The organism is Pseudoflavonifractor sp. BSD2780061688st1 E11 (assembly GCF_005844125.1).
Classification (GTDB): domain Bacteria; phylum Bacillota; class Clostridia; order Lachnospirales; family Lachnospiraceae; genus Sellimonas; species Sellimonas catena.
Genome location: NZ_SPHM01000006.1, coordinates 1 through 13,021, shown reverse-complemented (window position 1 = coordinate 13,021; position 13,021 = coordinate 1). Strand labels below are relative to the sequence as shown.

Annotated in this window: 12 protein-coding genes and 1 pseudogene; 2 read left to right on the top strand and 11 right to left on the bottom strand. The window is 45.8% G+C overall.

Translation table 11 applies throughout. From position 1 onward, the window contains the following. Positions 1–3: 3 nt before the first annotated feature. A complete protein-coding gene (gene leuC / locus FGQ85_RS04025; protein WP_138372738.1) occupies positions 4–1,275 on the bottom strand; it encodes a 3-isopropylmalate dehydratase large subunit in 1,272 nt (423 codons plus the stop codon). 247 nt (positions 1,276–1,522) lie between these two features. On the opposite strand from leuC, the gene FGQ85_RS04020 reads away from it, so the two are divergent. Then, entirely contained in the window at positions 1,523–1,747 is a 225-nt protein-coding gene (locus FGQ85_RS04020) for a FeoA family protein (RefSeq protein ID WP_087167458.1), read from the top strand. Beyond that, positions 1,747–3,795, top strand: coding sequence for a ferrous iron transport protein B (gene feoB / locus FGQ85_RS04015; protein WP_087167459.1), 2,049 nt, complete (start codon positions 1,747–1,749; stop codon positions 3,793–3,795). Before FGQ85_RS04020 ends, feoB begins: the two co-directional genes overlap by 1 nt. Before the next feature lie 66 nt (positions 3,796–3,861). Here feoB and FGQ85_RS04010 read toward each other — a convergent pair whose 3' ends face one another. The 10 genes and pseudogenes from FGQ85_RS04010 to FGQ85_RS03965 all read right to left on the bottom strand — a co-directional run bounded on the left by FGQ85_RS04010 (position 3,862) and on the right by FGQ85_RS03965 (position 12,981). Beyond that, positions 3,862–5,226: an aldehyde dehydrogenase gene (locus FGQ85_RS04010; RefSeq protein WP_087167460.1), complete on the bottom strand. Its 1,365-nt coding sequence runs from the start codon at positions 5,224–5,226 to the stop codon at positions 3,862–3,864. Between the two features lie 16 nt (positions 5,227–5,242). Further along, the gene (locus tag FGQ85_RS04005) at positions 5,243–6,094 is read right to left on the bottom strand and encodes a PHP domain-containing protein (RefSeq protein ID WP_087254525.1); all 852 of its coding nucleotides are present in this window, start codon (positions 6,092–6,094) and stop codon (positions 5,243–5,245) included. A gap of 113 nt (positions 6,095–6,207) precedes the next feature. Further along, positions 6,208–6,927, bottom strand: a complete 720-nt coding sequence (locus FGQ85_RS04000) for a hypothetical protein (RefSeq protein WP_118637493.1) — start codon at positions 6,925–6,927, stop codon at positions 6,208–6,210. Positions 6,928–7,362: 435 nt separating this feature from the next. Next, positions 7,363–7,806, bottom strand: coding sequence for a DUF6465 family protein (locus FGQ85_RS03995; RefSeq protein ID WP_087167463.1), 444 nt, complete (start codon positions 7,804–7,806; stop codon positions 7,363–7,365). A 110-nt stretch (positions 7,807–7,916) separates the two neighbouring features. After that, positions 7,917–8,957 carry an aldose epimerase family protein gene (locus tag FGQ85_RS03990; RefSeq protein ID WP_087167464.1) on the bottom strand — a complete coding sequence of 347 codons (1,041 nt, stop codon included), beginning with the start codon at positions 8,955–8,957 and terminating at the stop codon, positions 7,917–7,919. Between the two features lie 134 nt (positions 8,958–9,091). Then, a pseudogene (locus tag FGQ85_RS03985) lies at positions 9,092–9,370 on the bottom strand (sugar ABC transporter permease YjfF); the annotation flags it as partial. A gap of 30 nt (positions 9,371–9,400) precedes the next feature. Then, positions 9,401–10,900 carry an L-arabinose isomerase gene (araA, locus tag FGQ85_RS03980; protein WP_138372737.1) on the bottom strand — a complete coding sequence of 500 codons (1,500 nt, stop codon included), beginning with the start codon at positions 10,898–10,900 and terminating at the stop codon, positions 9,401–9,403. A 28-nt stretch (positions 10,901–10,928) separates the two neighbouring features. Next, complete coding sequence (locus FGQ85_RS03975) at positions 10,929–12,005, bottom strand: GntR family transcriptional regulator (protein WP_087167470.1); 1,077 nt, start codon at positions 12,003–12,005, stop codon at positions 10,929–10,931. A 167-nt stretch (positions 12,006–12,172) separates the two neighbouring features. Further along, positions 12,173–12,676: an 8-oxo-dGTP diphosphatase gene (locus FGQ85_RS03970; RefSeq protein ID WP_087167471.1), complete on the bottom strand. Its 504-nt coding sequence runs from the start codon at positions 12,674–12,676 to the stop codon at positions 12,173–12,175. A gap of 47 nt (positions 12,677–12,723) precedes the next feature. Next, positions 12,724–12,981 carry a hypothetical protein gene (locus FGQ85_RS03965; protein ID WP_138372736.1) on the bottom strand — a complete coding sequence of 86 codons (258 nt, stop codon included), beginning with the start codon at positions 12,979–12,981 and terminating at the stop codon, positions 12,724–12,726. Positions 12,982–13,021 lie beyond the last annotated feature (40 nt).

Sequence of the window (13,021 nt, the reverse complement as noted above, 5' to 3'; positions counted from 1 at the left end):
GTTCTATTCACCTGCTTTCTCTGGATTTGCGATATAACCTTTGATGGCACTTGCCGCAGCCGTCTCCGGAGAAGCAAGGTAAATCAAAGAGTCCACATGTCCCATACGTCCCACAAAATTTCTGTTTGTTGTGGAAACACACTTTTCACCTGCTGCCAGAACGCCCATGTGTCCTCCCATGCACGGTCCGCAGCTCGGCGTGGAAAATGCGCATCCTGCATCCACGAAAATCTCCGCTATGCCTTCTTTCAGACATTCCTTATAGATCGCCTGCGTACCCGGAATTACAATCACACGCACACCCGGATGTACTTTATGACCTTTGAGGATCGCCGCCGCTCTTCTCATGTCTTCCATTCTTCCGTTCGTACAGGATCCGATTACAACCTGGTCGATCTTGATCGGCTCCATAGTCTCGATCTCATCAATTGTGTGCGCATTGCCCGGAAGATGCGGAAATGCAACCGTCGGTCTTACTTCGGAAAGATCAATCTCGATCACTTCATCGTACACTGCATCCTCATCCGGAGTGTAGATCTTATATTCTTTGTCCGAATGCTCTTTCATATACGCTTCTGCCTTCTCATCCACAAGGAAGATTCCGTTCTTCGCCCCTGCTTCGATGGCCATATTTGCCATGGTGAAACGGTCATCCATGGAAAGTTCGGAAAGTCCTTCTCCTACGAACTCCATGGATTTATACAATGCTCCATCCACACCGATCTTTCCGATGATATGGAGAATAATGTCTTTTCCACTAACATATTTTCCAGGTTTTCCCTTCAGTACGAACTGAATTGCGGATGGCACCTTGAACCAGAGCACTCCGGTCGCCATTCCTGTCGCGATATCCGTTGTTCCAACACCGGTGGAAAATGCTCCCAGCGCGCCGTATGTACAGGTGTGGGAATCCGCTCCGATGATACACTCCCCTGCTACCGTGATTCCTTTTTCCGGAAGGAGCGCGTGCTCAATCCCCATCTGTCCAATCTCATAATAGTGCGTCAGTCCCTGCTCTTTTGCAAATTCCCGGATTGATTTGGAATTTTCCGCTGATTTGATGTCTTTATTTGGAGTAAAATGATCCGGTACCAGTACAACTTTGTCCTTATCAAATACCTTGTCCGCCATCTGCCTGAATACCGGCACAGCCATCGGACCGGTAATATCATTTGCCATTACAACGTCAAGCTTCGCCTCAATCAGCTGTCCTGCCGCCACCCTGTCCAATCCTGCATGCGCTGCAAGGATCTTCTGCGTCATTGTCATTCCCATGTCTTTTGCGCCTCCTCTTTTTCTGGCTTCTGCCTTTCCTCATATTCTATCATAGATATCTACAGATGTGCAAGAAAAAATCAGAGTGCGATCTGTTTTTTGAGTTTTACCCTGCTGATCACCGGCAGTTAAATGCAGGAAATTTCCTTTTGAAAGAAACACATCCGGTCTTTTTTATTTACGCCTTGCGAAATTTATTATATAATATAAAATGCGTGTATAATTTGTCGATTAAAGGAGAATGAATATGACATTAAAAATGGGGGAAAACCAGCACACCTATATTGTCAGATCCATTCAGCTGGAGCTTTCGCTGGAACGCAGGCTCGAATCTCTCGGTCTTACCGAGGGGGCTTTGATTACCATTTTGAATAATGATAAAAAGGGAGCTATGACTGTTCGGTTCCGTGGGACAAGATTTGCCCTCGGTAAGCGGATTGCTGACCATATTGAAGTGGAGGAGGCAGAATAATGGGTGATATCATCAATGTTGGATTCATAGGTAATCCAAACTGTGGAAAAACAACTCTGTTTAACGCCTATACAGGGGCTAATCTGAAAGTGGCAAACTGGCCGGGCGTAACAGTCGAAAAAAAAGAGGGAATGACCGAGTACGAAGGGGATCGTTTCAAATTGATCGACCTTCCTGGAATCTACAGTCTGACTTCTTATACAATGGAAGAAACCGTATCAAGAGAATGTATTATGAGTGATGACGTCGATGTCATCGTTGACGTTGTGGACGCCTCGTCTCTGGAGCGCAACCTTTATCTGACTCTCCAGCTGATCGAGCTTGGAAAACCTGTCGTTCTTGCACTGAATATGATGGACATCGTAGAAGAACGGGGCATGGAAATCGACCTTCACCGTCTTCCGGAAATGCTTGGTATCCCTGCGATACCGGTTTCCGCGAGAAAACGGACCGGTCTTTCCATCCTGATGCATGCGGTCAAACACCACGAAGGGCTGACCGGCCAGGATCCGCTGATCCACCACCACCAGGAAAAAGAGGCAAGTTCTTCCCACCGCCACAACCATCATGCGGAATATGCCATGGTATACAGCGATGAAATCGAAGATAAAATCGATATACTTATCGAACGGCTCTCCGCACAGGATCCTGATCTTTCAAATAAAAGATGGCATGCCATCAAGCTTTTGGAGCATGACCCGGTCGTCATGAAAAATCATCCTGTCATGCTGGATGATGTAGCTTCTGAAAGTCTGGAAAAAGATATCATCAATCAGAAATATGATTTTATAGAAGAAATTATTCAGGAGGTTCTCGTCAACAAAAGCGCAAAAGCAGAAATGACAGAAAAAATTGATCGTTATCTGACAAGCCGCTATCTTGGCCTTCCGATTTTTCTTCTGATTATGGCTTTTGTATTTTTTGTAACGTTTACAGTCGGTGACTGGCTGAAAGGATATTTTGAGCTGGCTCTTGTCTGGTTCTCGGATCTGGTGACCGGCGGACTTTCCGCAGTCCATACGAATCCACTGATTCAGTCTCTTGTCGTGGATGGAATTATCTCCGGTGTAGGCGGCATCCTGACTTTCCTGCCGAATATTTTCATCCTGTTTCTGGCACTTGCTTTTCTGGAAGACAGTGGGTATATGTCACGTGTCGCATACGTCATGGATGATCTGATGAGCCGTCTCGGACTCTCCGGCCGTGCTTTCATCCCGCTCCTTCTTGGATTCGGATGTTCGGTTCCCGCTGTCATGGCATCCCGTGCTCTGGAACACCGAAAAGACCGGCTGAAGACCATTCTTGTTACACCGTTTATGTCCTGCAGTGCAAGGCTTCCAATTTATGTCCTGTTCTCTTCCATGTTTTTTGGAAAATACAGCATGCTCGTATGCTACTCCATGTATCTGCTTGGTATTGTGGTGGCCATCACGGCGACTTTCGTCATTTCAAAATTTGACGGTAGTAAAGCGGAACACGCACTGCTCATTGAACTTCCGGAGTACAAGACTCCAAATGCTCACACGATTGCCATCTATGTATGGGAAAAGGTAAAGGACTATCTCTCCAAAGCAGGTACCGTCATCTTCATCGCCTCCATTATAATGTGGGGTGTCATGAACCTTGGACCGCATGGCTTTGTATCCGATATTTCCGAGAGTTTCGGGGCAATCATCGGAAAGGCCCTTGTCCCTTTACTTGCTCCGGCGGGACTTGGGTACTGGCAGATCGCCGTTGCTCTGATCTCCGGTATTGCTGCAAAAGAAGTCGTTGTTTCCAGCTGCAGCGTTCTTTTTGGCATCGCCAATATTACGACTTCCGCAGGTATGGACAGCATGGTATCTGTCCTTGCTTCCATGGGATTTGGCGCAGCCAACGCCTACGCAATGATGGTTTTCTGTCTTCTCTATGTTCCATGTATGGCAACGATCGGAACGATCCACAGAGAAGTGGGAAAGACAAGTATCACTGTCGCGTTCGCCTGCTTCCAGCTTGTCATTGCATGGATTTTCGCAGTGATTTTCTACCATATCGGACTGCTGTTTTAAATAAAAGAGAAAACAAAGACCCTTTCCGGTCTCCGGCTGATTACAGGCCGCCCGGAAAGGGTCTTTTTACATAAACTTTTTTATCAAATTAAGATGATCCCGAAACGGCGGGTACCGGAAAGGAATGTCTACAAGAACCGATTTTTTGAGGATACTTTTCTCATGCGTAAAGGTATCAAAACTTGCCTTCCCATGATATTTTCCCATTCCGGACTGCCCTACTCCTCCAAACGGCAGATATGGTGTTGCCAGATGGACTACCGTATCATTGATACAACCTCCTCCGTAGGATAGCTTTTCAAGAATGTAGGACTCCCTTTTTTTGTCCCTCGTAAACAGATACAGCGCCAGCGGGCTTGACTGCGCTTCAATGGCAGCTGCCGCTTCCCGCAGATCATAGTAGGACATGATCGGCAGAACCGGCCCGAATATCTCTTCTTTCATCACAGCGTCATCCCAGGTGATGCCGTCCATCACTGTCGGCTCAATCCGAAGCGTGGTACTGTCGGTCTTTCCGCCGTAAATGACTTTATTTTCATTGATCAGTCCACTGATACGTTTGAAGTGCCTCTGGTTGATAATCGCCGGATACTCCTCATTTTCCAGCGGTTCCTGGCCGTACATCTTCTGAATCTGTCTGATAATATAATGAATCAGCCTTTTCTTTACACTGTGCTGCACCAGTACATAATCCGGTGCCACACAGGTCTGTCCGGCATTCAAAAACTTCCCCCAGACAATCCGTTTTGCCGCGGTTCTTAAATCCGCTGTCTCATCAACAATGCAAGGGCTCTTTCCCCCAAGCTCCAGGCTGACAGGAGTCAGATGTCTGGCTGCCTTCTCCATCACGGATTTTCCTACTTTCGGACTTCCCGTAAAGAAAATATAGTCAAACTTTTCATTGAGGAGCGCCTCGTTCTCCTCCCGGCCGCCTGTCACAACTGTGACATAGCAGGATGGAAACACTTCCCGAATCATCTCCTGAATCATCGCAGATGTATGCACCGAGTAGGAAGACGGCTTAAGGACTGCACAGTTTCCTGCACTGACCGCGCCAATCAGAGGTGCCACCGTAAGCTGAAAAGGATAATTCCACGGAGCCATAATAAGTACGACACCATAAGGCTCTCTGTAAATAAAAGAGGCAGACGGGAACTGAGATACCGGCGTCCTGACTCTTCTTGGCTTCGCCCAAAGTGTCAGATGTTTCATGGCAAACCTGATTTCCTCTTTTACCATTCCGATCTCAGTCATATATCCTTCCGTGCCGGATTTTCCGAGATCCTTATTGAGGGCATCCAGAATCCGTGCCTCATTCTCATCCATCCATTTCAGAAGTCTGCCAAGATAAAATACCCTGAATCCCGTTTTCTTCGTTTTCCCTGTCTTAAAAAACTCTTTCTGCCGTCTTACCAATCCTTTGTACTCCATTCCTTCTCCTTTCCAGCTAGTCTCTTAATTTCTGCATTTTTTCTTTTTTTGCCTCCCGCAGGTAAGGAATCTCGATCGGATCAATCGGATCTACTGGACTTTCTACCTTCATCTTTTTCTGTCTGCTCCTGCGTTTCAAAAGCTCTCCACCTTTGTTGTAGAACCAGAAACTGTATGCGAGAAGCTTATTTGCCTTCCCCATCTTATCTTTCACCGTTTTGTTATAAAATCTTCCGCCGGCTTTTACAATCTGATTCTGACGGATCAAATTGATCAGTTCGGTTTCACATGTGGCTGTTCCCGCAAATTCTGTATACGCGGTACTTACACATTCGATCTTATGGGCATCGCTGCCTCCGGTTCCCGGTTTATTATATTTCTTTGCGAGTCTGGCCGCGCCTTCATTTGACTCCTCAGACTCGCACGCATTAAATACCTCAATAAAATCAAACCGCTTAATCAGCTCCGGGGATTTATAAAACCGCTTTGTATTTGTAAAACTCAGATATTTTTCACCACACGGATGGGCCGGTCCAAGCACACCTCCATTTTTGTGTACCAGATCAATCAACATGGTAAGCGGCAGCCCGCGCATCTCCAGAAGACGCATTTTCCGCCCCTCCGGCATAATGACAAGAAAATGCCCCGCATCTCTCGTGTCGTATTCAATCCCCTTAAATACCATAAAATCCTGGTACTTTTTCCCTTTCAACTCATTTTTCCAGTATCGGTATCCATTATAAGTATCGTGGTCGGTAACAACCATTCCATCATATCCATTATCGATCAGCTTTTCGATATATTCTTCAATGCCTACTTTGCTGTCAATCGATCCTTCTTTTACATGACAATGCATATCCAGCTTCATACACAAGCCCCCTTTTGCTTACAGGCTTATTATACCCTTTTTTCAGAAAGGCAGTAATACTGTCCGCATTTTCTGATTCCCACAGTCAGATTTTCTCCCTTATTCATTTTCGTTTATTCGTTCTCATCAGAATCCAGAATGTTTCTCGCCATTTCGATTTCGGATTCTACCGATTTCTTTTCCCGAATTTCTTTTGCTTTACTGCGCTCGATCTTTGCAATCTTACTTGACTTCAGAGCATACTGGATGCAGATTCCAAGAACTGCCAGAGCAATGCTCACTCCGTAGAATGCAATTGTACTGTCAAACGGCAGGTAGCGGCATGCTACAATACCGCCGAGAACACCTCCGCCGATTCCCATGACCGGTATAATCATCGGATCACCGAAAACGGCTGCCAGAATCGCAAATAACAGTGCTGCCGCTGCCGCGATGCCAAGTGCAATGTAGCCTCTGCCGCCCGCAAGTGCCAGGGCACTTACAAAAATGGCCACAAACGAAAATACGAATGCCCCGAATTTGCGGAATACCGCCTCGAATGCTGCAAGAAGCACTCCCGCTGCTGCGCATACGCCGATCATGATCCAACCGTCCAGATTCAAATACCAGGACGCCGCCAGTCCAGCAGTCACACCAAGCAGAAGCCCCTGCAGAGCAAACAGAACATATTTACACTTCGCTCCAAAGAAAACCATCAGCAGCGCGATCACACCAGCCACAACAGCTGCCACTGTTCCTCCTTCCGAAAAGATCCACGAGAAATCCATGTTCTTCAATCCATCTTCAAAGAGCAGCCGGCTTATCTGATCTGCTGCTTCAAATACTCTTTCCATCTTTGTCTCTCCTTTGTATATTATTTGATACTCTTTTCGTTTCCCTCCTACTTGTATTTTAATACAAAACTGATATTCCCGCAACACGAAAGATGGACGCCGATGCTTATCTGATCATCAACGCCCATCCTCACTTTGTTGGTTCTTCAGTCATTCGTTAACCTTCCCTTTCTCAGATTATATGAGTTATAAATGTGTTTTCGGTGGTCCGTACCTTCCTTTCTGAAATCCTTTCTGATTTCTATTTCTTTTTCTTGTCCTAATATTACCATCCCTTCTTATTTTTGTCAATATATTTTTCTGTTTCTATCTGTTTTTTCTTTCTTTACATTATTTCCTTTTAAATTATCTGTTGATTCAGGCGCCCCGGCACACAAAAAAAGATACCATACCGTCCTCTGACCATATGGTATCTTCTCTGCCTTTTTCCGTACATTAGTATGCAACTTTTCCGGAATCTGTCCCGTTTACCACATAGTAAACTGCAGCTTCCTCCGGCTTTACATAAAGTGTGATATCTTTGATATCGCCCACTTTTTTTCCATTTGCCTTTGTCCAGTCTTTTTTGACTGCAGCGATCATATCTTTTTCCTCTACTTCTTTTCCGAAGTACTGAACAAATGTCCTTACTTTGATTTCTTTCTTTGCAGTTTTTTTTGCAGCTGTCTTCTTTGCAGTCTTTACTGTCTTTTCTGCTGCTTCTTTCACAGCCTCTTTTACTTCTTCTGTTTTTTCAGCTACTGCTTCTTTTACAGCTTCTGTCTTTTCCACAGCCGCTTCTTTCACAGCCTCTGTTTTCTCTGCTGCCGCTTTTGCAGTTTCCGCCGCTGCAGCTTCTGTCTTTGCAGTTACCTTTGCCAATGTGCGTTTTCTTGCCATAATAAATCCTCCTAATGAAAACTGTCACCTGTTGTCATTCTTTTCTGCCTTACTACGCCAGCTGTCCATTATTATAGCACAAATTTTTCAAAATGCAAGAAAAGAGCATTTTATTCATGAATCCTGAATTTATATACTGTTGTTGTCTGATAAGTCTCCCCTGCCTTGCACACCGGTGCCTCAAAGTTTTCGTGATGTACCGCATCCGGGAAGTACTGTGTCTCAAAGCAGACTGCCGCATGTTTTCCGTAATGCTTTCCGCCTTTTCCTGTTTCATTTTCAATACCGTTTCCCGTATACATCTGGATTCCCGGAAGGTCCGTCAGGACTTCCATCGAAATACCGGTTTCCGGTGAATACACCTCTGCTGCTTTCTCACAATTTCCCTGATTGCCAAGAGCCCAATTATGATCATATCCGCCTGCAAGCTTCAACGGCTCATAGTCTGCCCCGATATCCTGCCCGATCGCTTTTGCCTGACGGAAATCCATCGGTGTTCCTGTCACATCGATCAGCTTTCCGGTCGGAATCAGTTTATCGTCTGTCTCTGTAAACGCATCTGCGTCAAGACGTACGACATGGTTCAGAATCGTATTTTCCCCTTCTCCGTTTAAATTAAAATAACTGTGGTTGGTCAGGTTCAGAATTGTGTCTTCACCCGGAATTGCCCTGTAGGAAATTTTCACTTCATTGTTCTCTGTCAAAGTATAAGTAACTTCAATTCTGACATCTCCCGGATAGCCCTGATCCCCGTCCGGACTGAACAGGGCAAAAGTAATACTCTGCGCATCCGACTGCTTTACTTCCCACAGTCTCTTGTTATAAAAGTTCAGTCCGCTGTGCAGGTTGTTTCCATTTTCATTTGCGTCCAGGCGGAATGTCTTTCCACCAAGTTCAAAAGAAGCCCCCGCAATTCTGTTTGCGTTTCTGCCGACAGTTGCGCCAAAGAAACTTGCTCCTGTCTCATATCCGGACACATCGTCGTATCCGAGTACTACATCCCTTTTCCGACTGTTTTTGTCCACTACCATAATGTTTACAAGGGTTGCACCATAGTCGGTTACTTTCAGCTCCATTCCATTTTCATTTTCCATTGTGTAAAGCGATGCCTGCACACCTGCCCTTGTCTGTCCAAAATTTTCCTTTTTCATTCATCTACCATACGCCTTTCGGCTTCCTTTCTTTCAAACATTTCTGCCTTTTATTTTACACCTAATTTCTCTGCATGAAAAGAAGCATTACAAAGACTGTTTCATTTTCTTTGTAATGCTTCCTGACTGATCCGCTATTTCTTCTCTTTGACTTTTCCAAGTATGGACTGAAGGACAATAAAGAAGCATAACAATGCGGAAAGAACAATTCTTACCCACCAGCTCGACAAGGTCCCCTGAGTAGTAATCAGACTTGTAATCGTACCTTTAATCAGGACTCCGAACAGCGTACCGATCGGTGTTCCGACACCTCCGCTCAGAAGCGTACCTCCGATAACCGCCGCCGAGATCGCATCCATTTCCAGTCCTTTTGCCTGTTCCACGAACCCGGCACAGCTGTTGAGGCAGAATACAAAGATACGGCCTGTATTTTCTATTCTTCCTTATTTACGATATGCTGCTGCATTCCATTTGAGTTCATTTTTCAGATTCCGGATATTGGTGTCTTTATCGATATAAACCGCCTCAATACCCATTGCATCCGCCCAGTCTCCCATCTGTTCCGCGGTAATGTCATAGGAGAATGCCGTGTGGTGCGCTCCTCCACAGAGGATCCATGCCTCTGCGCCGGTCTGAAGATTTGGTTCCGGTGTCCAGAAAGCGGTTGCAACCGGAAGTTTCGGCATCGGTTTTTCCGTTTTTTTACAATTGACATTGTTGATAATCAGGCGGAACCTGTCTCCAAGATCAATGAGAGAAGTTGCAATCGCCGGACCTTCCTTTGCCGTGAATACAAGACGTGCCGGATCTTCTCTGTCACCCATGCTGAGCGGCTGCACTTTGATACTGATCGGACCGTCCGCAATAGTCGGGCAGACCTCCAGCATATGAGCCTGAAGAATGCCTTCTTTTCCAGGAACCAGATTGTAGGTATAATCTTCCATAAAGGAAGTTCCCTTTGCGTCTTTCATTCCTTCCGTCATGATTTTCATAATCCGAAGCATGGCTGCAGTCTTCCAGTCTCCTTCTGCGCCAAATCCGTAACCTTTTTCCATCAGTCTCTGGATTGCAAGCCCCGGAAGCTGCTTTAAACTTCCAAGATCACCAAAATGAGTCACAATTGCCTGATAGTTCTTCTCTTCCAGGAACCGTTCAAATCCAATTTCGATCTGTGCCTGTACGGCAACATGTTTCCGGAATTCTTCCGGATCTCTTCCTTCCAGAAGAATATCATATTTATCATAATATTCCTCTACCAGAGAACTTACTTCTCCTTCTTTTACATCTTCGACCGCTTCCGCGATTTCGTTAACCGGATAAGCATCTACTTCCCATCCAAATTTAATCTGTGCCTCTACCTTGTCTCCATCCGTTACGGCTACATTTCTCATATTATCGGCCACCCTCATGACACGTACATGGCTGCTTTCGATCACACCCACAGCTGTACGCATCCAGGATGCAATTTTTTCCTGTACCTGTCTGTCAGACCAGTGTCCCACAACAATTTTTCTCTCGATTCCCATCCTGGTAAAGATATGGCCGAACTCACGGCCTCCATGTGCAGACTGGTTTTCGTTCATGAAATCCATATCAATGGTATCATATGGAATTTCCTGATTGAACTGAGTGTGCAGGTGAAGAAGCGGCTTCCTGTATTCCTGAAGTCCGAGAATCCAGGATTTTGCCGGTGAGAACGTATGCATCCACGTGATGACACCTGCACATTCCTCATCTGTGTTTGCCTCATTAAAGGTCTTTCTGATCAGCTCGTTTGTGATCAGCGTCGGTTTCCAGACAATCTCATACGGAAGAACTCCGGATGCATTCAGCGCCTCCACGATCTTCTGCGCATGCTCTGCCACATGAGCCAGACACTCGTCTCCGTAAAGATCCTGCGATCCTGTACAGAACCAGAACTTGTAGTTTTTCTGCTTTAACATTGTTTTCTCCTCCTGTTATATTGATTTATTATATATGTGTAATCACTTTCACGGAATTTCGCATAACCAGATCCGGCATAAGCTCCACCGTCTCAATGTCTCCGATTCCCTGTATCTTATCAATCATCATCTCAGCCGCAATCTTTCCAAGCTCCTGCACCGGATTATCGGCCGACGTAAACGGGATCTCACAGAATCTCGAAAGATCGGAATTGTCAATTCCCACAATGGAAAGATCATCCGGTATCCGGATTCCCTGATCCATACAGATACCAACCAGCTTGTTTGCGACCTCATCGTTATAGCAGACACAGGCCGTGCAGCCCTTGATCCGCTTCAGAATTCTACTGCAGTCGTCCCGCATCTCCGCGATCTCATCCGAGTCGATCCATACAACCTGCTTTCCTTTGACCTTGATATCCGCATCCATCAGCGCATCCACATATCCCGCATACCTCTGGTGCCCCTGACCATCGTCCGCCTTGAAAATCCCCGCTATATTGATATGCCCGCAGTCAAGAAGATGCTGCGTCACCATCCGCCCGGCCGCTCTGTCATTCAGGCTCACATGCGCAATATCAAGCTCCGGATAAAAACTGTTAATAAACAGAATCGGAACACCCATCCGCTCCAGCTCCTTGTATAGCTTCAGATTCGGATTCGGAATCCCGCTCTTTGTTGTCTCCGCAATCAGCCCGTCGATTGATCTCTCCCGAATAAAATCCTTCAGAATCATCCGCTCCTTCTCAATCGCATTATTAGACACGGCAAGCTGAAGAAAATATCCCTCATCCGACAATACCCGTTCAATCTCCTTTACAATCAACGGAAAAATATAGACATCCACATAGGTCGTCATCACCGCAATCCTCATGGAACGCTGTCTTTTCTGCTTTCCAATCTCAATATATGTCCCGCTTCCTCGGACACTCCGCACAATCTGTTCCTCCTCCAGCACTGAAAGCGCCTTCCTGATCGTCTGACGACTCACACCAAACCTCACCTGCAGCGTATTCTCGGACGGAAGCTTATCCCCCTGCTTCAGCCTGCCCTCACGCAGCTCTCCTCTGATCCACGCAACCACTTCTTCGTACTTCTTCTGCATTCCAAAGCCTCTCTTTCATTATACTACCACTATAACCCATTCACCTGTACAATACAAGTTGGAGTATTATCCAAACATGTCACGCACAATTTATACAAAATCCAAGATTTGTACTATCGAAATCTCCTGTTTTCAGTACAAATTTGTCAAAGGGGACGTGTTCCGGATCATCGGAACACGTCCCCAAAAATATGTACAAGATCTTTTTCGCCATTCAGGACTGCTTCCATGAGCTGATCCCCTTCATAACGAAGTTTCAGAGAGAAAAACGGTGCATCTTTTTGAATCAGGTCAAAGAAAATCCTATCTCCTTCCCAGAGATTCAGGCGGGAAATCTCGTCTTTTGGAACCCACTTCAGTACGCCTTCGTCACAATCCCGGATCTGCCCTCTAAATCCGTCTATCGTGTAAAGACAGATGTATTCCGGATCCTGTTTATCACAGATAAAGGTTAAAATTCCCCGGAATTTCATGGATGTCACGGTCAGGCCGGTCTCTTCTTCTGTCTCCCTCTTCATACAGTCTTCCGGGCTTTCTCCGTATTCAAATTTTCCTCCTATCCCGATCCATTTGCCTTCATTTACGTCCTGCTCCTTTTTTACGCGGTGAAGCATGAGATAGGCATCCTCTTTTTCGATATATCCCAGTGTTGTCATCTGTACTTTCGGCATGTCGTTCTTTTTGTCCTTCTTTCTTTTTTACCGATAGTATAGCACGTCTATTTCAGATGGTCTACTGCCGCTCGTTCAATCGGGAACCCTTCTTTGTACCGCTCAATAAAGGTATTAAAACCTGCCACATCTTCCGGATCCGCCTGCATCTCAATTCCTGTTTCTCCTGCAAATACTTTTTCTGCCAGGAAATCTGCCAGATTTTCATCTTCCTCACGATGCACCATATAGGATGCGAGCAGGGCAATTCCCCAGGCTCCGCCTTCTCCCCGACTTTGCCACTTTATAAAAAGTAAATCTTCCAAAAACATCGTATTTATCAATGTTTTTGGAAGATTGATTCAA

What these genes read in the sequence shown, in the direction of transcription:
- leuC (WP_138372738.1), bottom strand. Translation starts at nt 1,275, where the DNA reads ATGGGAATGACAATGACGCAGAAGATCCTTGCAGCGCATGCAGGATTG.
- FGQ85_RS04020 (WP_087167458.1), top strand. Translation starts at nt 1,523, where the DNA reads ATGACATTAAAAATGGGGGAAAACCAGCACACCTATATTGTCAGATCC.
- feoB (WP_087167459.1), top strand. Translation starts at nt 1,747, where the DNA reads ATGGGTGATATCATCAATGTTGGATTCATAGGTAATCCAAACTGTGGA.
- FGQ85_RS04010 (WP_087167460.1), bottom strand. Translation starts at nt 5,226, where the DNA reads ATGGAGTACAAAGGATTGGTAAGACGGCAGAAAGAGTTTTTTAAGACA.
- FGQ85_RS04005 (WP_087254525.1), bottom strand. Translation starts at nt 6,094, where the DNA reads ATGAAGCTGGATATGCATTGTCATGTAAAAGAAGGATCGATTGACAGC.
- FGQ85_RS04000 (WP_118637493.1), bottom strand. Translation starts at nt 6,927, where the DNA reads ATGGAAAGAGTATTTGAAGCAGCAGATCAGATAAGCCGGCTGCTCTTT.
- FGQ85_RS03995 (WP_087167463.1), bottom strand. Translation starts at nt 7,806, where the DNA reads ATGGCAAGAAAACGCACATTGGCAAAGGTAACTGCAAAGACAGAAGCT.
- FGQ85_RS03990 (WP_087167464.1), bottom strand. Translation starts at nt 8,957, where the DNA reads ATGAAAAAGGAAAATTTTGGACAGACAAGGGCAGGTGTGCAGGCATCG.
- araA (WP_138372737.1), bottom strand. Translation starts at nt 10,900, where the DNA reads ATGTTAAAGCAGAAAAACTACAAGTTCTGGTTCTGTACAGGATCGCAG.
- FGQ85_RS03975 (WP_087167470.1), bottom strand. Translation starts at nt 12,005, where the DNA reads ATGCAGAAGAAGTACGAAGAAGTGGTTGCGTGGATCAGAGGAGAGCTG.
- FGQ85_RS03970 (WP_087167471.1), bottom strand. Translation starts at nt 12,676, where the DNA reads ATGCCGAAAGTACAGATGACAACACTGGGATATATCGAAAAAGAGGAT.